Below are 18,259 nucleotides of genomic sequence, written 5' to 3' on the forward strand. Positions count from 1 at the left end.
GCTATAATCGCAACCATGAAATTTCTTCGGACAATGCTCCTTCTGTTGCTCTGCGCTATGCTGCCTATCAGTGGGCTGGCAGCCAGTGGCGCGACTGGACAGTGTCCGATGCAAGAGGTCATGGCCGACGATAGCGGCGCCATGGCGGCCGATATGCCCGGCTGCGAAATGATGACAGCGGCATCTGGCGAACACGGCAAGTCGAAGTCATCCCTGTGCAAGGTGACTGCTCAATGTCAAATTGGCAGTCTCTACCACCCCGTATCGTCTCCCTCAGTCGTTCGACCCGCGGGGTCGTTCATCCCACTCAGTTTCCACTACGCAGAGTCGTTCTCCTTCCGCGCGCCGGATGGACTCTGGCGTCCCCCGCAGTCCCTCTAACTCCGTCCATCTGGTTCGCCGCAGCTTCGCGGTGATGTTGTCCTGGTTCAGGACTTGAGTCCGTATGTCCGTTCGCACGGCCATAGGGTGCTCGACCATTCGGGGTTCACATGCATTTCCAACATTTCACGTCGATCATCCGACGTGAGCCGCTGCGTTGCCTCGCTTTGGCAGCGGTCGTTATGTTTTCCAGTAGCGCAGCGCACGCTCAAGACGCAGGCATGACACTCGACGCGGCGCTTCAAATAGCGACCAGCCGTTCTTCCTCGATCCAGGCGTCGGAAGCCGCAGTTCGGGGCAGTTCAGACGTCGTCGTCAAAGCCGGGCAACTACCCAATCCCACGTTGAAGTTGAGCGTCGAGGACTTGCCTATCAATGGGTCACAGGCCTTCACGATCGGGCAGGACAATTTCACGATGCGCGGTATTGGCATCGAGCAGGAATGGGTATCTGCGGACAAGCGCCGATTACATACAGCGTTGGCGGATCGCGCCGTAGAGCGCGATAAATCGACCTACCTGCAAAAAGTCGCAGAGGTCCGGCAACAAGCGGCCATGGCCTGGCTGAACGCTATCTATGCAAAAAAGGCCGTCGCCTTGAGCCAGGCCCTGGTCGACCATCTGAGCCAGGAACTTACCGCCAGACAAGCGTCGTACCGCGGTGCAAAAGGCACGGCGGTGGACGTCGCCCAAGCCAGCCTCACGCTCGGGAACGCACGTGATGAACTGATTAACGCGCAGCAGGACGAGAAGACTGCGTTGATTGCCCTGTCGCGTTGGACGGCGGCAGGTAACGTTCTGGAGGTCGCTGGAGACCCACCGGACCTGGAATCACAAGTGTCCAGTTTAAGCGTCGAGCAGCTCGATCAAGTTCAGCCTGATCTGATCGCCGCACGCTCCGCCATCTCATTGGCCGATGCCGGCACAGACGTTGCCCGAAGCGATAGAAACCCGAATTGGACCTGGGGGTTGACCTATTTCAAGCGGGGCGGAAATTTCTCGGACTACGTGTCGTTCGGTGTCTCCATCCCTCTGCCGATCAACCGTAGAAATCTCGAGGATCGCGACGTCGAGCAAAAATCGGAAATGGGCACGCAAGCACGGCTCACTTACGAAGACACCGAGCGACAGGTCGTAGCCGATATCCAAAGCCTGACGGCAAAACTCGCCAGCGGTCGGGAACGTTTAGCGAACGTGAAGCAAACCGTTCTACCCGCCGCGGCACAGAAAGTGGCACTGGCAAACGCAGCCTACCGGTCCGGTGCCGCCACGCTCTCCGATGCATTGGACGCGAGGCACACGCAGCTCGAAGCGGACCTTCAAGTGTTGAATCTCGAACGACAAGTCTCCCTGGTCTGGGCCCAGTTGGAATACCAGGTTTTGCCGCCTGACTTGACCGCCAGCCAAGCCAGCCAAGCCAGCCAAGCCAGCCAATAAGGATAAAAACATGAACCAGAAACTACTCGTACGTGCCGTCGCGTCGGTGTTCATCGCAGTCGCGCTGCTAGGCGCCGGCTATGTGATCGGCACCCATCGTTCTGCAACAGACGCACCCATGGCGTCAGCCACGGCTGCGACCCCATCGGCGCCCGGCGACAAGGTCGATCCAAAGACCGGCCGCAAGGTCCTGTATTGGCATGACCCGATGGTGCCCAACCAGCACTTCGATAAGCCCGGCCCATCTCCCTTCATGGCTATGGCGCTGCAGCCCGTCTTTGCCGACGAGGGCGGTTCCAGCGGAATCCGGGTCGACTCGGGGCTTCAACAGAATCTCGGTATCCGATACGCCACGGTGCGCCGGCAAGACACCGCTGTTGGTTTCGACGCGGTCGGCTCCACGCAGTTCGATGAGTCGGCGGCCGATGTCGTCCAATCGCGAGTAACAGGCTACATCGACCATCTGTACGCCAGCGCGCCAATGCAGCGCGTGGCCAAGGGCGCGCCGATCGCGTCGCTGTTCGTTCCGGATTGGCTGGCACCGCAGGAAGAATATCTGGCGCTCAAACGCGGCGGTATGGATGACGGCCTGCTTGAAGGGGCTCGCGCACGCATGCGAGCAATGTCGATTCCAGACGGACTGATTACGAGCCTGGATCGAACGGGTAAAGCGCAGACGCACGTGACGCTATCCGCGCAAGAAACGGGTGTGCTGACCGAGCTCAATGTCCGCGATGGTGCGATGGTTTCACCGGGGCAGACGCTCGCCAAGGTCGCAGGCCTGTCAAAGCTTTGGTTAATCATCGAGATCCCCGAATCGCTGGCATTGCAGGTGCGGCCCGGCATGTTGGTCGACGCGACGTTCGACGGCGATCCGTCGCAGCACTTTAACGGTCACATCCGCGAAATCCTGCCCGGCATCAGCACAAGCAGCCGCACGTTACAGGCGCGCCTTGAAATCGACAATACAGGGCTGAAGCTGACGCCGGGGATGCTGATGCGCGCCCATATCAGCGGAGCGAAACCTGTGTCGCGCCTGCTTGTGCCGTCCGAAGCCGTGATCACGACGGGAAAACGATCGATCGTCATCGTCAAGAACAGCGATGGTCGACTGCAACCTGTCGCCATTACGGTGGGCAACGATGCCGGTGAGGATACCGAAGTTACAAGTGGCTTGACGGAAGGCCAGCAGGTCGTTGCATCCGGCCAGTTCCTGATCGACTCGGAAGCGAGCCTGAAATCCGTGTTGCCGAAGCTCGAAGGAAGCGTTGTTCCAGGCATGGGTGCATCGGTTCCGGCGCCAGCCTCCGCCGCAGCTGCGGCGCCAACCTACGAGACGACTGGCAAGGTTGAAAAAGTCACGCCTGGTGACATCACGTTCTCGCACCAGCCCGTGCCGGCGTTGGGATGGGGTGCAATGACCATGACATTCGGCAAGCCTGCGCCCACGGCCTTCCCGGACGTCAAGGTGGGCGATTCCGTACATTTCGTTTTCAAGCAGTCCGATGACGGATACCAACTGACGAAGGTCGAACCGGTTGGAGGCACAAAATGATCGCGCGCATCATTCGCTGGTCGATTTACAACCGGTTTCTCGTGCTGCTCGCGACCGTGCTCGTCACTGCATGGGGCTTTTATTCGTTGACGCAGACACCGCTCGATGCGCTGCCGGATCTGTCCGACACGCAGGTCATCATCAAGGCTTCATATCCCGGCAAGGCGCCGCAGGTGGTTGAGGACCAGGTGACGTATCCACTTACGACAACGCTACTCGGCGTGCCGGGCGCCACGACCATTCGCGCCTACTCATCGTTTGGAGATGCTTTCGTCTATGTGCTTTTCGACGACAAGACGGACCAGTATTGGGCGCGTTCGCGGGTATTGGAATATCTGAACCAAGTGCAGAGTCGTTTGCCACCGGGCGCGACCGTGTCGCTCGGTCCTGACGCAACGGGGGTTGGTTGGGTCTACGAATACGCATTGGTCGACCGCACCGGCAAACACGACCTTGGGCAGCTCCGAGCCTTAAACGATTGGTTTCTGAAGTTCGAGTTGAAGTCGGTACCGGACGTCTCGGAAGTCGCGTCGATCGGCGGAATGGTGCGCCAATACCAAGTCGTCATCGATCCAGACAAGTTGCGCGCCTATGGCATCACGCAAGGTGCTGTTGCGGATGCCATAGGAAAGGCCAACCAGGAGTCGGGCGGATCGGTTGTCGAGCTGGCCGAGTCGGAGTACATGGTGAGGTCATCCGGCTACCTGCGCTCACTGGATGACTTCCGCAACATCGTGCTGCGGACCAACGACACAGGCACGCCGGTCCTGTTGGGAGACGTCGCTCGGATCCAGATTGGCCCCGAAATGCGCCGTGGCATTGCCGAACTGAATGGCGAAGGCGAAGTGGCCGGCGGCGTCATTGTGATGCGCTCCAGCAAGAACGCGCTGACGACCATTGATGCGGTCAAAGCCAAGTTCGCCGACTTGAAAAAATCGCTGCCGCCCGGCGTCGAGGTCGTGACAACGTACGATCGCTCGCAACTCATCGAGCGCGCGGTCGACAACCTCAAAGACAAGCTCATCGAAGAGTTCATCATCGTCGGGTTAGTCTGCGCGGTGTTCCTGTTCCATCTGCGCAGCGCGTTCGTCGCGATCCTGTCGCTACCGCTCGGTGTGCTGACGGCCTTCATCGTCATGCGCTATCAAGGCGTCAACGCAAACCTGATGTCGTTGGGCGGTATTGCGATTGCCATCGGCGCGATGATCGATGCGGCCATCGTGATGATCGAAAACGCTCACAAACATCTGGAGGCGTACGACCACGAGCACCCGGACAGTCCGATCACGAACGCTCAGCGGTGGGAACTGATCGCAGAGTCCGCGGCCGAAGTTGGGCCCGCCTTGTTCTTCTCGCTGCTCATCATCACGCTGTCGTTCATCCCGGTCTTTTCACTGGAAGGCCAGGAGGGCAAGCTCTTTGCCCCACTAGCGTTCACGAAGACATACACGATCGCGGCCGCCGCCGGGTTGTCCGTGACGCTGGTGCCGGTGCTGATGGGCTTTCTGATCCGGGGTCGGATTCCGCACGAAAACGCCAACCCGATCAACCGCGCGTTGATCAGGCTGTATCGTCCATTGCTCGAAGCGACGCTGCGCCGGCCATGGGTCGCGATCGGTCTGGCGGTTATCGCGCTCGCGGTCACGCTCATTCCTGTATCGCGACTGGGCGGCGAATTCATGCCACCGCTCGACGAAGGCGACCTGCTGTATATGCCGACCGCGCTGCCCGGCATTTCAGCGGATAAAGCTGCCGAGCTGCTTCAACAAACCGACCGTCTGATCAAGACGGTTCCCGAAGTGAAAACCGTGTTCGGCAAATCGGGACGTGCCGATACCGCGACCGACCCGGCGCCGTTCGAGATGTTCGAGACCACGATCCAGTTCAAGCCGCGCAGCGAATGGCGACCCGGCATGACGCCCGAGAAGCTGGTGGATGAGCTCGATGCGCGAGTCAAGATTCCGGGCTTGTCGAATGTCTGGGTGCCACCGATTCGCAATCGCCTGGACATGCTGTCGACCGGTATCAAGACGCCTGTGGGGGTGAAGATCTCTGGCGCAGACCTTGGGCAGATCGACAAGATTGCCACGCAGGTCGAGTCCGTCTTGAAGAACGTTCCAGGCGTCACGTCGGCGCTGGCGGAACGCTTGAACGGCGGCCACTACATCGACGTTGATATTGACCGCTTGGCTGCAGCCCGCTATGGCATGTCGGTGACTGACGTCCAGTCCATCGTGTCCACGGCGGTGGGTGGCGATAACGTCGGCGAAGTCATTGCAGGCCGCGAGCGTTTCCCGATCAACATTCGCTATCCACGGGAGATCCGGGACTCAGTCGACAATCTGCGTCAGTTGCCGGTGGTCACTGACCGGGGGGCGCAGATCACGCTCGGGGACGTAGCCACCATCAAAATCTCCGATGGGCCACCGATGATCCGTAGCGAGAACGCGCGCTTGTCGGGTTACGTCTACGTCGACATTCGCGATGTGGACTTGCAATCGGCCGTGAAGGCAATGCAGCTCGCGGTTGCGCAGCACGTTGTACTGCCGCCCGGTTATTCCATCGCGTGGTCCGGCCAGTTCGAGTATCTGGAGCGGGCGGCCGCGAAATTGCGGACCGTGATTCCGGTGACGCTCGTCGTCATTTTCGTGCTGCTCTTCCTGACGTTCAACTCGGCAGCCGACGCGCTTTTACTGATGTCAACCGTGCCCTTCGCACTGGTCGGAGGCTTCTGGCTGATCTGGATCCTGGGACATGCGGTGTCGGTCGCGACCGCTGTCGGGTTCATCGCGCTCTCGGGCGTCGCGGCCGAATTCGGCGTCGTGATGCTGCTGTATCTAAAAGGTTCGCTCAACCGCCGGCTCGAGGAAGGCGCGCCCTTTACTGAAGCAACGCTTGTCGACGCTATTCGCGAGGGCGCTGTCTTGCGCGTGAGACCCAAGGCAATGACCGTCGCGGTCGTGTTGGCAGGTCTCATCCCGATCATGCTCGGCCATGGTGCGGGGTCGGAGGTCATGCAGCGAATCGCCGCGCCAATGGTTGGCGGCATGGTGACCGCCCCGCTCCTGTCGATGCTGATCATCCCGGCCGCCTGGTTGCTGCTGCAACGCCGGAAGATTGCGCGCACCCAAACGAAACCTGAAGCACCGCTTCAACCTCACGCAGTACCCACTGGCACGCTCGTGCCGCAAACTCAATCTGGAGAAAACCAATGAAGAAGTTCGTTACCGTATCCGCCGTATTCTGTACCGCTCTTACGCTCGCCAGTGCCGCGATAGCTGCGGACGAAATGGCTGGCATGAAGATGGACAACGGCGCCATGAGCGCTGCAAAGCCGGGCAAATCGCAACTGACCGACGCGGTGGTCAAGAAGGTGGACCCATCGACTGGCATGGTGACGCTTCAGCACGGCGCGCTCACCAACATCGGCATGTCGGCGATGACGATGGCATACAAGGCCAAGGACGCTGCGATGATTGACCACGTCAAGGAAGGCGAGAAGGTCAAAGTCCGGGTCGAAGATGTCAACGGCACACTGACTATCGTAAAGCTGGAGAAGCACTAACCGTCGGTAGGCGCCAAGGACGCGGCGACGCCTACTATGGTAGGCGCCGCTGTCCTTTGGACCGGAGCTGACAGATCGCGTTCGTACGACTACGGTAGCACTTCGGTCATGGTATGGATGCTGTAGAAATGGGAAACCGGCAGCACGGCGATCACGCCGTCGCCCGGCGCACCCACATGCGCGACCTTCATGATTGCAGCGACCAGCGTATCGACATCGGCCGTGCGAACGAAGATCTCGATTTTCAGGTGGCCGATCGACTCGTCGTTCGCATACGGGTTCAGGTGCGCGCCGAAGCCTCTTACTTTGCTGATCGTGACACCATGCGTATGGATCGCGTGCAGCGCTTTCCTAAGAGCCCCAAGCACCTCCGGCCGGATAATCGCGACTACGCATTGCGATTCCATGGTGATCTCCTTATGCTCAGTTGAACCGTTTCACGCCTTTTTGGCGTAAGCGCTACACCAACCGTTTGCATTGACCTGCTTACCGGCAAAGATCGTACAAGGAGCCATTGCATCACCGGCCTTTCCCTGGAAGAACTGGCAGCTTGCACAGGTTTGTCCAGGCTGATGATTGGGATACTTCGCCTTGTCGACCTTGCTTGCATCTGTTTTGTACCCGAGCGCTTGCGCGTTCGCGTCGGATTCAAGGACCGGCCCGGCTTGCGCTGTAGCGTTGCGCTCCAAGATCAGCGACGAGGCCAAACCTGCGGTGACGAGCATAAAACTGCGGCGAGAAAATTTCATGGTTGCCCTCCATTTCACTGGCCGTCTCGCGCTCGCGAAGTCTGGCCTGGTTGTCTCCGATTCTTGAATCACGCTCTAACGCCTGAATCAGATAGTTGCGCATCAAGCCCGAGTCCTCGTGCTCCAGCATGTGACAGTGATAGAGAAACATCCCGGTGTACGCGCCGAAGCGGATCAGCAAGCGGATTCGCTCGCCCGGCATAACGAGTACGGTGTCCTTCCATCCCTCATCGACATATCCGCCCGCAACCGAGTCGCGCGCGCTGGAAAACTCCGCGGCAACCAACCGCTTTAGTACGCGGAACTGCACGCCGTGTACATGCATAGCGTGCGCCATCAACATCATCGATGCCTCGTTGCGAAACTCCCAGATTTCGGTGGTCTCGCGCCTCACGGTTTCCGATGCCGTGACGCCATCCATTTCGAAACGGCGACCGTCAATGCCCCATGTCATCATGCCCATTGTGATACCGAACGCACGTGGGCGTGAGAAATTGACTGCCTCGTGCGGACGTACCGCCGGCACCCGCGCGAGGTGCATCGGCAGGACGCTGGTCGCATCCGAGTGCTGCGTGACCCTGACGTTCAACACGGGGAAACACGCGCCCATCCGCAACTCCGTATTGCCCATCATCCCGCCCATCGCGACGTCGCCCGCGAACTCGCGGCTCTCCAGCGTCATCTGGGTCCCTACTGGTTGGTGGCTGAAATCCACCCACACGTCGATCCGCTCGGCCGGCGCGAGCGTCACGTACTGCCCTAGAAGCGGTGCGTCGAGCAGTCCACCATCGGTGCCGATCACGGTCAACGGAGAACCGTCGTTCCATGCGAGCTTATAAATTCGCGCGTTAGACGCGTTAAGCAGGCGCAGGCGATAGGCGCGGGTTTCTACTGGCAACACGAAGTCGGGCCGCCCATTAACGAGAATCTGGTCACCGAGAAAACCCATCATCTGCGCCATCACGTCACCCATGCCGCCCATGCCGCCGTTACCCATCATTGCGCTTTTCATCATTCCACCGCGCCCCATCATCCCCCCTGCTCGTTGTGACAGGTAAGCGAACTGGTTGTCGCCATTCACCTTCCGGTCCTGAATCATGAGTGGCACGTCGTAAGCGCCCGCAGGGAGTTTGAGCGCAGCTTCCTCCTCATCACCGACGATCAGGAAGCCGGCCTGTCCAAAGTAGATCTGTGCGCCGGTGCGACCGTCCGGATGCGCGTGGAACCAGTACGTTCCGGCGCGGTTCTGGACCTCGAATTCATATCGGAAATGCTGCCCGGGCGAGATCGCATTGCGCGGATGCCCGTCCATCGCGGCGGGAATGAGCAGACCATGCCAATGGATGATGGTCGGCTCAGGCAATTCGTTGATGAAATCGACCCGCACTTTTTGTCCGCTTCGCACGCGCAACACCGGCACGTATCCATCGGACAGAAAGACGAGCGCGCCGGCGTCGCCAGAGGTGACTTTTCCGACATAGCGCCACACGTGTGTAGCCGATCCCGGCCAGATCGCGAGTTGATCTTTCTTTGCGCGCAACTCGACTTCGAGATCCGGGACAAATGACGCACGAGCTGGATTTGATTGCGCGGATGCGGTACGCAACGTAGGTGGCCATCCGGCACTCGCGAATAGTGCCGAGCTCAGCGAGGCGCGCAGGAACGTACGACGTTTTGCGTTCTTGATGTCCGGCATTCGTCACCTCCACAACAAGCCATCCTTGCCTTGCTTGAGCCGCGGATTGGCGCAATCGCCTCCCCACGGGTGCATGACACGATCAACCCTTCGGCGCCCACTTCGCATCGACCGCAGCCTGGATCTTGCCCGGGTCTTTGATACCCTGACGCGTCATCTGATAAGCGATCTCCGCCGTACCCTGACAAACGGGGCACGTCACGGCCATCTTGTCTTCGAAGCATTGCAAATTGGAGCGATGCTCACCGCGATTCTCACAGCCGCACCAGCAATACAACTGATTCAGGGTTGCCGGGATCTGCGTGGCTACCCAATACGCGTGCCGCGTCGCGACGTCGGAGAACTGCTGGGGGTTCAGCACATGCGATGCATCGGTTCGTCCACTTGGGACAATGCGCAAACCGTTGTCGCGCAGCATACCGATACGCCATGGGATGTTCGGTGTGCCCGGTAACGGTGCCTTGTCCCCCACCGGCGTGGTCTTTGACATCATGATTTCCGCCGCCATTGACACTACGCCCGCGGATAACGCCACCGGCACCACCCAAAGCAAGCGTCGCCTCGACAAGTTCAAACGAGGGCTGCGAGGCCGTGCACGTGTGGCTCGATCTTTCGAAAGTTTTTTGTCTGGTTGCCTATCTTTCATCGACGTGTCTCCTTGGCCGGATGAGGATCATCATCAAGCGCGTATCGCGGCATGACAGTAGCGCAGGCCACGCATCATGCCAGCGTGCATCATTGCCATCCCTGCCACGCCAAGTACGGAGATAAGTCCGACTACGGCCAGCACAATCACAGTGACTTTCAGAATCCAGGAACGATCACTCACGTCAGTTTCCATCCAGTCTGTTCGGTGTCACGGGCTAACGCGCGGCACTAGTTCTACTGGCATAGGCAACCCCTGTTTCGCCGGCGAGCGCGAACAGTTGTGGGGCTTATCTGCCAGGCTCATGGACCGTATCATCAACAGCATCAACGAGAACACTGAGGCTGGTCGGAAGCGACACATGTTTTCGCCGTCCTACAGTTCTCCCGACGTGCGTGCGCGTCGTCGTTGAACGTGTCTACGATGGGACTAACGGAAGAGGGGTTAAAGCACTTGTGGTGGGCGCTGCGGCGGTTCGGGGATGAACTGCGCAATGAGAACGTGACTCACGGGCCGGTAGACAGGCAACGAGGTGATTGCTACCGCGACATGAAGGGAGGGAACGAGACCCCACGGCATGCTGCACGAGTGACTGCCCATGCTGCAGTGACCACCCGCCTGCATCTTGACGACAGGTGCTTTTGTGCGATCTGCATGATCGCACATGTCGGTCATGGACATCTGGCTTTCGTGTGATGGCGAAACGGCTGGTGCCATCGCCGAACAAAGCGACGCCTGCGCGGGGTAACCGAGTATCGGCAACCACGCGATCAGAAAAAAGGCGATCAGTTTGGTCAGAAATTTCATGATTTTTAGTATAGGCGCAGCCGGGCAGTGATGCCACATCTTGCAATGTCGGTATTTACGTCGATAGCCCAATGGGCGATGTCCCAGTGAATGCCCCATCAGCGGTCCCACCGCTGCAGGTGCGCGAGGAACGTGTCCGCGCCAACGAATCCCACCAGTTGCGCAGCGGTTTGTTGCTGACCGCTTCGGTCATAGAAAATCAATGCGGGCGGTCCGAACAATCCATAGCGCTTTAGCAGCGCAGCATCCTCCCGCGTGTTTCGCGTGACGTCGATGCGTAGCAGCTTCCAGTGCGCCAATCTCGCCGCCACACGCGAATCGGCAAACGTAAAGCGTTCCAGTTCCTTACAGGAGAGACACCAGTCTGCATAAAAATCCACCATGACGGGCTGACCATGCGCCTGACTCAATGCGTCGTCCAGTTCGGCAACCGTGCGTACCGGCTGAAAACGCGAGGAGCTTTCCGTGACGGATGCCGTCCCTTGTGGCACGCGCTTGAGCGGCTGCAGCAAATCGTCGTTACCGGACAGGGCACCGAGCAGTTCGGCAATACCGGCAGCGACAAGGAGCACGCCCAGTGCTTTGCCCACCCGAGCACTGCCACGCGCATCCGGCGGCAATGGATCAATCGCACGAAGCATCATGCCGCACGCGGCGAAGAGCGCGGCCACCAGCACCATCAGCAACCACGATGGAAGCAAGGAGTAGACGAACCACAGGGCGGCCACCAGCAGCATCACGCCCAGCGTGTTCTGCGCGGCACGCATCCATTTGCCTGTTCGTGGCAAGACCTGCGTGCCAAAGGTGCCAACGACCAGCAACGGAATCCCCATGCCGATCGCCATCACATAAAGTGCCAGCGCACCGGAAAGCAGATCACCGCTTCGCGAGATGTACAGCAACGCGCCAGCGAGCGCCGGCGTTGAACAGGTACCGACGAGCAGCGCGGACAAGGCACCCATCAGGAAGACGGGAAGGATACGTCCGCCAGGCAGCCGCTGGCTCCAGCCAGCGAGGCCCGTTTGCCAGTGTGAAGGTAATTGCAGCCTGAACACACCGAACATCCCGAGCGCGAAGATCACCATGAGGATGCCGAAACTTGTCAGGATCCACGGTTGTTGCATGAACATCACCAACTGGATGCCGAAGAACGCTGCGATGCTGCCCGCCAATGCGTAGGTCAGCGCCAGTCCCTGCACGTAGGCAAAGGTGAGCGCAAAAGCGTGCCATAAATGCGGCCGGGCACCGTGTACTCCACCGCCCAACACAACCGTCGTGACAATCGGAATGAGCGGATACATGCACGCCGTCCCAGCGATCAATAGGCCCGCGAGCAAAAAGCCGAGCAACTCAGTGATGCTGAGGCCGGCGGACGACGGCAGTGCCAGTCCGAACAATGTCCGTGTGTTCGCCGGCGAGCGGACCCCAGCATTGACAACACTAGCTTGGTCTGCAGCATGGGTGATGTCCGACACCGGGCCAGCGGCTGCAATGCGATAGGTCCGAGTGAGTGGCGGATAGCAAACACCCAGATCCGCGCAGCCTTGAGAGGTCACTGACAGTACGACATCGGCGGTCACGGGATGAGGTAACGTCAGACGCAGCGACACCGGACCGTGGTAGACGAAGACCTTGCCGAAGGTTGGATCATCTTTCTCTTCGCCCGGTGGCAAGTCGACCGGCTTTACCGGAACACCCTCTACGGCGAAGCTAAAACGGTCTCGATACAGGTAGTAACCGGAGCGCGTGCCGAAATCGAGAGTAATTTGCTGCGGCGCACCGGGACTGACAGTGAGCGGGAAGGCCTGTTCGGGTGGCAACAGGTCGGATTCGGTCACCGCATGTGCTAGAAGCGGGACGACCGCAACGAGGAGCGCGAGCGCTATCCGCTTGAACCAGCACCGTGCGCTTGCAATGTCGCGGACACAGCGCGTCGGGCGCCCGCCCGTGTCCGGTCGCGTACCTAGCTGCCCTGTGTCGATGAGCGTCATTGCCCCATCCTCTGGCGCGTCGAAATGGTTCCGAATTGTCACACTGTAGGCGATCTCGCAACCCAGCCCGTCCCGCCGTGATTCGACGATGGCCAATTCGCCGGCTTCAGCACATTCTTGACCTTGACCGAGCGGGAAGGTCAAGGATTCATAGAAAATGAGTCGCGCGGGTAATGCGACGCCGATCGCAGGAGCCGATAGGCAGAAAGAAGGTTAGATGCGCGGATAGTGAAGCGCCCAACCACGAGGCGCGTTGACCGGCCGAAATCAAACACTCGGATGCGACCTTAGTGTGTCGCCCGATTGCGACCGTAACGAAGCAAGCGCAATGCATTGGCGGTCACAAGAACCGTTGCGCCCGTGTCCGCGCGTCGAACGAATTAAACATGTCAACTGGCGCTGGACAGCAGGCAGAAGTCGGCCATCTTCAGCCACCCGCCAGCGATTCCTGGCTGTCCGCTAGGGCGTCAAGCGAGCCGGCCGCATCGCGACGGAACACTGGCTCGAAGTTGAGTGCAAAATACAGGAGATGCAGGCATTAAAGGCTTAGCGAACCAAACTCGTGGGAAAGGCGATGCAATCGAAGACTCACTGGGAACACATCTACACGGCGAAATCATCGACCGAAGTCAGCTGGTATCAGCCGCACGCGACGCTGTCGCTGGGTCTGATTCGACGAATCGGCATCGGTCTGGATGCCGCGATCATCGATGTCGGCGGCGGTGCGTCAACGTTGACCGACGATCTGGTTACTCTCGGCTACCACAATCTCTCCGTGCTGGATCTCTCCGGCGAAGCGCTGGCCGTGGCGCGTCGGCGGCTCGGACAGAAAAAATCCAGGCTCGTGCAGTGGATTGAGGCTGATGTCACTTCGGCGCCATTGCCGGAGCGGTTTTTTGATGTTTGGCATGACCGTGCGGTGTTCCACTTCCTCACAGACGAGGCCGACCGCCGCGCGTATGTCGGTCAGGTAATGCGGGCGGTCAAGCCGGGCGGCCACGTAATCGTTGCCACCTTCGCTCCCGACGGGCCCGCCGAGTGCAGCGGTCTTCCAGTAGTCCAGTACGACGCGGATTCCCTACACGGTGAATTCGGCCCGGCATTCGAACTGATCAAACATGACGAAGAAACACACGTCACGCCAGCAGGGCGCGTCCAGCATTTCATCTATTGTCACTGCGTTAAACCGCATTGAGCTGAGTCTGTCACCGCCGTCGGGAAGCCACGAGTCAATTCAATAAACGTATGCATACGCTCAGTCGACAGCATAGGCGCTAAAGCGGGTGTGCTTACTGAATGTCGCTTGGCGGCAGTAGCGCGGGCCGCCATCACGCCCCGCCCACTGTCCCTTGTGGGTCGGGTTTCGCCGATCGCCGAAAGGCTGGGGTCGGCCCAGAGTGTGTCAAAACGCTTTTTTGAAGAGCTAAAATCTCTTATCCGATACCGGGGTGAGCGAGATGAAGCGGTTCGTTCAGGGCGACAATCGTACGCAAAGCTTTCTTCTTCCCGAAGCGCTCGACGACTACGTGACGGATACCAACCCCGTGCGCGTAGTCGATGTCTTTGTAGATGAGCTTGATCTTCAGAAGCTTGGGTTTGAAGGCGTCGAACCAGCACTTACCGGCCGGCCTTCGTATCATCCTGAGGTGATGCTTAAGATTTACATCTACGGTTACCTGAACCGTATTCAGTCCAGTCGTCGCCTTGAGCGCGAGGCCCAGCGCAACATTGAATTGATGTGGCTCACGGGCCGCTTGGCACCGGACTTCAAGACCATTGCGCGGTTCCGCAAAGACAACGGCAAAGCGATCCGCAGCGTCTGCCGTCAGTTCGTCATGCTGTGCCAACGCCTGGACCTGTTCGCCGAAACGCTCGTTGCGATAGACGGGAGCAAGTTTAAGGCAGTGAACCATCGCGACCGCAACTTTACGAACGCAAAACTGGAGCGGCGAATGCGGGATATCGAGGCAAGCATCAGCCGTTATCTTGCGCAAATGGACACCGCTGATCGCCAAGAACCCACTATCGCGAAGGCGAAGACGGAGCGGCTGCAAGACAAGATCGCAGCTCTCAAAGAGCAAATGCAAATCCTCAAGCAAGTCGAAGTTCAACTCAACGCGGCTCCCGACAAGCAAGTGTCGCTCACGGACCCGGACGCGCGTTCGATGAAGACGCGGGGGACAGGCGTCGTCGGCTACAACGTCCAGGTAGCGGTCGACGCAAAGCACCATCTGATTGTCGCGCACGAGGTCACCAACAACGGTATTGATCGAGACCAACTCACATCGATGGCGAAGCTCGCGCGCACGGAAATGGGCGTTGAGAAACTCACGGCAGTTGCGGACAGAGGCTATTACAAAAGCGAGGAGATACTCGCGTGTCACCAAGCTGGCATTACCGTGTTCGTACCGAAGACGGTGACGTCGGGTGCGACGGCTCACGGTCGCTTCAGCAAAGACGATTTCATTTACGACGCCGAGGCGAACGAGTATCGCTGCCCAGCGGGAGAGCGGCTCATATGGCGTTACGTGACTATCGAGCGAGAGCTAAAGTTGCACCGTTACTGGAGCTCGAACTGCCAGCAGTGTTCGTTAAAGGACAAGTGCACACCGAGCGTACAACGCCGGGTGACGCGCTGGGAACACGAAGGAGTTCTCGATGAGATGCAAATCCGTCTTGATCACAGCCCTGACATGATGCGTATCCGACGGCAAACCGTCGAGCATCCGTTTGGCACAATCAAGGCTTGGATGGGAGCCACGCATTTCTTAACACGAACGATCGAGCGGGTAAGCACCGAGAATGAAATGAACGCGTCCCACCCGTGAACGGTGGAGTCGCACGGAAGTGGATCCACACAGGCCAACGACGTCGAAGTGCCCAGGATGGTAGATCATAAAGGTCTTCAAGGCGAACTGGAGAGTCCGAGATGAACCCCACACCGGTTGGAATTGACATCGCGAAATCGGTTTTCCAAGTGCACTACGTGGACGAGGAAACAGGCGAGATTGTGAACAGGCCAATCAAGCGGCAAAAATTCCTGGAACACTTTGCGAACCGCTCTCTCTGCCTTATCGGAATCGAAGCGTGCGGAGGTGCTCACCACTGGGCGCGAGAACTCGCCAAGATGGGGCATCAGGTGAAGCTGATGCCGGCAAAGTACGTCAAAGCGTTCAATATTCGTAACAAGAATGATGCGGCCGATGCCCGCGCGATCTGGCTAGCGGTCCAGCAGCCTGGCAAACCAGTGGCGGTGAAGACCGAAATGCAACAGGCGATGCTGGCGTTACATCGCATGCGCCAGCAACTGGTGAAGTTTCGTACGATGCAGATCAACAGCCTCAGAGGCCTGCTCACCGAGTACGGCGAAGTGATGAGCAAAGGCCGTGCGGCACTGGACGGGGCGATACCGAACGTGTTGGCAAGGATCAGCGAGCGCCTTCCAGCGATGCTGGTCGATACGATGCGCGAGCAGTGGAACGGTCTGACAAAGCTTGACGAGCAGATTGCCGCGATCGAGCGCCGAATGCGCGAGTGGGTCAAGCACGATCCCGCCGTAAAGGCGATCAGCGAAATTCCCGGCGTGGGTCTCCTGACAGCAACCGCTGCAGTGGCAACGATGGGCGATGCGAAGGTTTTTCGCTCCGGTCGGGAATTTGCTGCGTGGGCTGGTCTCGTACCCAGACAGAGTGGTTCCGGCGGCAAAGTGAATTTGCACGGCATAAGCAAAAGGGGCGACACGTATCTCAGAACACTGCTGATCCATGGCGCGCGCGCCGTGTTGAGTCACGCCAAGGATGCGGGCACTTGGATTGAGGAGATGCGCAGGCGTCGCCCAGCGAATGTCGTGATCGTCGCGCTCGCCAACAAGATGGCGCGGATGATCTGGGCGGTTCTGGCGCATGACCGTCCGTACCAGAGGGATTACGTGAGCAGGAAGCCGGCATAGGCGGTAATCGCTTCACGAACAACTAACTTGCGATCAGATTGATACGTCTAAAGGTTGCGCAGGCACCGTATGTGATGACACATCAGGTCGGACCATGACCCACGAAGCCTGAAGGCTCATACGAGCTTCGAGCTCGCACGGAGAATGAGGCATGGGTCAGCGGATTTCATAGTGGGCCGCAGCGAATCAGGCTGCAACAAGCCCGGATATAGAGCCGCGATCAACCTGTTTTCCAGAACACACGAGAGCTTGCTCAAACGGGACGCGTTCATATAGATGAGCCTTCAGGTGTTGGCCTACAACCTCAAGCGAGTCATCAACATACTTGGAGTTGCAGGGACGATGAAGGCGATGAAGTTGGCTGGAAGCTAAAGCCCCGAGGGGCTTTCTTGCGCACGCGATGTTCGATTAGCGCAAGCTCGACGTAGTAAACTCGATCGACCCGATCGGCAATCTCGCGCGCGCAGCGGCGAAAATTGAGTTTCCACACGGTCTCGGTCGCCACCGGCCACCCGGCCGTGGCAGCAATCCTCGGTCAAGCGGTCACGTGCTCCTCATCACGCATATGACGTGGACTCATTCAAAATGCTGCCGGCTTCCACTCCCCCCGAAGCCCGGGCCGTGGCAAGTAGAATGCGCGCTATCGACACTTAGTGGGCCGCGGCGACGTACGCCCTTCTCCCGATGAAACGCTTCCTGCTGCTGGCCGCCCTCTTCGCCGCGTCCGCCACGCTGCACGCCGCCGGCCTGCCGGCGGGCATCGCTGCACAGTTGCCGACGGGTTACGAGCCGATGGTGTTCCGAGCTGGGCCGCGAATCGGAGGCGGTCGGCGAAGCTTGCTCGTCGTCGCCCACCAGCGCGACGACTCTGCGAACAGCCCGTCGCCGCGTCCGCTGCTGATCTTCGAGGAACAGGCAAGCGGTCAGTACCGGCTCTCCGCGCGCAACGAGACGATTGTGCTGCGCACCAACGAAGGCGGCCAATGCGATCCATTCGAGGACGGCGACGACGGGCTCGCAGTCAAGGGACGCTAATTTACGGTGCAGAACGGCGTCGCGTGCGGCGCACACTGGACCGACTTCATCACGTTCCGCTACGACGCCGAGCGCCGCGCATGGCTATTCGACAGCGAGATCTTCACGTCTTCCGATCCGCTCAACGGCACGCCGGACAAGACCGACGCGACGCACGCGAACCGCGCGAAGCAGGTCGCGTTCGAGGCCTGGCGCCCTGCGCGATGAAGCGACGCCATACGCGAACAGGACGGCAGCCGCGACGGTTGCACCGTGCGCGGCGAGGCATGGCGTCTCCGCTTTAAGGCGGTTGTACATCAGGGAGCAGACATAATGACTGCACGGACCTGAATGGCAGCATCACGCCCTGAGGTGGTCAGTCAAGGTTTTTCATGTGCGCGTCTGGCTCGTCGTGCGCGCGTGCCAAGCAGATTTTGCACCCGCGGTATCATTGCGTTTAGGAGCTACAA

At 59.3% G+C, this 18,259-nt stretch carries 14 protein-coding genes and 2 pseudogenes; 9 read left to right on the forward strand and 7 right to left on the reverse strand.

The genetic code is table 11. The features are described 5' to 3' along the window. Positions 1-15 precede the first annotated feature (15 nt). The 5 genes from FH08_RS53865 (at position 16) to FH08_RS0144785 (ending at position 6,937) form a co-directional block, all read left to right on the forward strand. Positions 16-381, forward strand: coding sequence for a hypothetical protein (locus tag FH08_RS53865; protein WP_031364610.1), 366 nt, complete (start codon positions 16-18; stop codon positions 379-381). 110 nt (positions 382-491) lie between these two features. Further along, entirely contained in the window at positions 492-1,817 is a 1,326-nt protein-coding gene (locus FH08_RS0144770; protein WP_031364611.1) for a TolC family protein, read from the forward strand. Between the two features lie 10 nt (positions 1,818-1,827). After that, positions 1,828-3,372: an efflux RND transporter periplasmic adaptor subunit gene (locus FH08_RS0144775; protein ID WP_031364612.1), complete on the forward strand. Its 1,545-nt coding sequence runs from the start codon at positions 1,828-1,830 to the stop codon at positions 3,370-3,372. Further along, a complete protein-coding gene (locus FH08_RS0144780; protein ID WP_031364613.1) occupies positions 3,369-6,587 on the forward strand; it encodes an efflux RND transporter permease subunit in 3,219 nt (1,072 codons plus the stop codon). The genes FH08_RS0144775 and FH08_RS0144780 overlap by 4 nt, the downstream gene beginning before the upstream one ends. Beyond that, positions 6,584-6,937: a copper-binding protein gene (locus FH08_RS0144785; protein ID WP_031364614.1), complete on the forward strand. Its 354-nt coding sequence runs from the start codon at positions 6,584-6,586 to the stop codon at positions 6,935-6,937. The genes FH08_RS0144780 and FH08_RS0144785 overlap by 4 nt, the downstream gene beginning before the upstream one ends. 89 nt (positions 6,938-7,026) lie before the next feature. On the opposite strand, the gene FH08_RS0144790 is transcribed toward FH08_RS0144785, so the two are convergent. The 7 genes from FH08_RS0144790 to dsbD form a co-directional block, all read right to left on the reverse strand. Next, positions 7,027-7,344 (reverse strand): P-II family nitrogen regulator, encoded by a 318-nt coding sequence (locus FH08_RS0144790; protein ID WP_031364615.1) that lies wholly within the window; start codon positions 7,342-7,344, stop codon positions 7,027-7,029. Positions 7,345-7,374: 30 nt separating this feature from the next. Further along, positions 7,375-7,686 carry a high-potential iron-sulfur protein gene (locus FH08_RS51050; RefSeq protein ID WP_075583462.1) on the reverse strand — a complete coding sequence of 104 codons (312 nt, stop codon included), beginning with the start codon at positions 7,684-7,686 and terminating at the stop codon, positions 7,375-7,377. Further along, positions 7,586-9,382, reverse strand: coding sequence for a multicopper oxidase family protein (locus FH08_RS0144795; protein WP_063771278.1), 1,797 nt, complete (start codon positions 9,380-9,382; stop codon positions 7,586-7,588). The genes FH08_RS51050 and FH08_RS0144795 overlap by 101 nt, the downstream gene beginning before the upstream one ends. An 82-nt stretch (positions 9,383-9,464) precedes the next feature. Continuing rightward, positions 9,465-9,875, reverse strand: coding sequence for a PCYCGC domain-containing protein (locus tag FH08_RS0144800; RefSeq protein WP_235210705.1), 411 nt, complete (start codon positions 9,873-9,875; stop codon positions 9,465-9,467). A 186-nt stretch (positions 9,876-10,061) separates the two neighbouring features. After that, positions 10,062-10,211, reverse strand: coding sequence for a hypothetical protein (locus tag FH08_RS52830; RefSeq protein WP_160172565.1), 150 nt, complete (start codon positions 10,209-10,211; stop codon positions 10,062-10,064). A 261-nt stretch (positions 10,212-10,472) separates the two neighbouring features. After that, complete coding sequence (locus FH08_RS0144810; RefSeq protein WP_031364618.1) at positions 10,473-10,835, reverse strand: hypothetical protein; 363 nt, start codon at positions 10,833-10,835, stop codon at positions 10,473-10,475. A 98-nt stretch (positions 10,836-10,933) separates the two neighbouring features. Then, positions 10,934-12,826: a protein-disulfide reductase DsbD gene (dsbD, locus tag FH08_RS0144815; RefSeq protein WP_081889860.1), complete on the reverse strand. Its 1,893-nt coding sequence runs from the start codon at positions 12,824-12,826 to the stop codon at positions 10,934-10,936. Positions 12,827-13,400: 574 nt separating this feature from the next. On the opposite strand from dsbD, the gene FH08_RS0144820 reads away from it, so the two are divergent. The 4 genes and pseudogenes from FH08_RS0144820 (at position 13,401) to FH08_RS54585 (ending at position 18,017) form a co-directional block, all read left to right on the forward strand. Beyond that, positions 13,401-14,021, forward strand: coding sequence for a class I SAM-dependent methyltransferase (locus FH08_RS0144820; protein ID WP_031364620.1), 621 nt, complete (start codon positions 13,401-13,403; stop codon positions 14,019-14,021). Between the two features lie 262 nt (positions 14,022-14,283). Beyond that, a pseudogene (locus tag FH08_RS0144825) lies at positions 14,284-15,639 on the forward strand (IS1182 family transposase); the annotation flags it as partial. A 116-nt stretch (positions 15,640-15,755) separates the two neighbouring features. Further along, positions 15,756-16,775 carry an IS110 family transposase gene (locus FH08_RS0144830; protein WP_031364622.1) on the forward strand — a complete coding sequence of 340 codons (1,020 nt, stop codon included), beginning with the start codon at positions 15,756-15,758 and terminating at the stop codon, positions 16,773-16,775. A 684-nt stretch (positions 16,776-17,459) separates the two neighbouring features. Continuing rightward, positions 17,460-18,017, forward strand: a pseudogene (locus FH08_RS54585) (hypothetical protein). Positions 18,018-18,259 lie beyond the last annotated feature (242 nt).

The sequence above is a fragment of the Caballeronia sordidicola genome, assembly GCF_000729995.1.
GTDB classification, from domain to species: domain Bacteria; phylum Pseudomonadota; class Gammaproteobacteria; order Burkholderiales; family Burkholderiaceae; genus Caballeronia; species Caballeronia sordidicola_A.